This is a genomic window from Thermogutta sp., assembly GCF_014359955.1.
Lineage (GTDB): Bacteria > Planctomycetota > Planctomycetia > Pirellulales > Thermoguttaceae > Thermogutta.
In genome coordinates, this window is record NZ_JACIYL010000908.1 from 1 (window position 1) to 1,623 (window position 1,623).

Annotated in this window: 1 protein-coding gene; it reads right to left on the minus strand. The window is 59.7% G+C overall.

The window, feature by feature from the left end:
* Positions 1-283: 283 nt before the first annotated feature.
* Entirely contained in the window at positions 284-1,270 is a 987-nt protein-coding gene (locus H5U08_RS18110; protein ID WP_297036344.1) for a TIM barrel protein, read from the minus strand.
* Positions 1,271-1,623 lie beyond the last annotated feature (353 nt).

A 1,623-nucleotide genomic window follows, 5' to 3' on the forward strand; every position in this document is an offset into this window, starting at 1 on the left:
CCCGGGCACGACGAGCGTGCCCCTCCAAACGACTTCTTCGGAGGGACCCGCTTGTCGGGTCCGCCGTTCAACGCTGGATCGTCCATTCCGTTTTACCGGGAACTGAAGTCCCGGGACGAAAGCGCGGCTAAAGCCCCGGACTCCATGGAGTGCGGCGATTCATCGCCGCTTTTGGGTGAAGGCTTTAGCCTTCGCGACTTTGCCGTTGGCCCCGAGGTATTCGTCCGGCAAATTGAAATTGCCAAATTGGGACGTATGCCGGGACGTGCCTCCACAACGCCCGTCAATCAAACGAGACACCGACTTCCTGGGCGACCTGACGAAGGTATTTCTGGGAGTTGCGGTACTCCTCGGCGCTCCGCATGTGTTCCATCATGAGGGGCACATCACCCGGCAGTGTGGCCAGACGCGTGAGGTACGTCCGATAGTCGAGCTGTCCCTGGCCCAACGGTACCTCCACAAAGTGGATGTTCATCTCCACTTCCCATTTGAGGTCCTTGGCGTGACAACTGACGATCCAGGGACCGAGTTTGTCGAAGCACTCGTTGAGCAGGGCAGTGTTGTTGTAGAAGCGCTCCGGACAGTTGATGAGGTTGCAGGGGTCGAGGTGCACGCCGAAGGCGTCGCGATCCACAGCCTTGATCATGCGAAGATAGGAGTCCGGGCTGTCGGGCAGGGCCCAGCCCATCATCTCGTAGCAGAACTTGGCCCGTTTCGGCTTGACCGCATCAATGATCTTCCGCGCGTTCTCCACGACGGCGTCGAAGAATTCCTGAGACAGATTCTTGGGATGCGGACCAAACCAAACATCGGGGTTGAATGAGCCGGCGATGTTGACGCAGCATCGGGCATTCACTTCTTCGGCAATGGCCAGGCCGTCGATGACGCGCTGAAGATTCTGGGCTCGCACGTCCGGTCGGGCGTCCAGGAGATTGCACCACACTCCGACTTCCGCAATGACCACGTCGTTTTTTGCGAATGCTTCCCGAATGGCACGGAGCCGTTCGCGATCATCCAGCTTGACCCCGGGACAGTACGCCGCGCGATAGCCTTCAGCCCGATGCTGCCGGGCAAGCTCTTCCGGGTCTGAAGAACCCCCGAAAATCGGCCCGCCGAGCCGGATGGGATGTCTGGTGGCAGACGCCTGTGGAGCACTGGATTCCGCCACGATCACCGAGGGAACGGCCATGGCGCGGCAGAAGGTTCCTGCCGTGAGTGCGGCTCCTGTGGAGCGAAGAAACGTGCGTCGCGAGAATCCTGAAGAAGCCATGCGATAACTCCTTGGTTGCGAATCATGAACGGAACACGTCGTGCGGCCAGAGCCGGCACATTTTTCTCGCTGCCCCGGACGCGGATCATTGTAATCGGTAGCGCGGCCTTTGCCACGACCTACCTTGCCCACTGAAGCGGAATGGTATCATCGGGGGTGAGGATGCGGACGTGACAAGCACGTCCCTCCGAGAGACGTTGGCGGTGAGGCCTGTCATGCCCGCGCCGCGATTTGTCGTTTCGTGCGCCTTGCACAGCAAGCGTCTGTGATTATGATGGCCGGGACGGTGCACCGATGGAACGCATGAGGGAGAGAAATGTATGAAGCCCGACGTTTCGAGACGTGTTTTTCTC

Coding starts and splice junctions, on each gene's coding strand:
- H5U08_RS18110 (WP_297036344.1), bottom strand. CDS start 1,270: ATGGCTTCTTCAGGATTCTCGCGACGCACGTTTCTTCGCTCCACAGGA.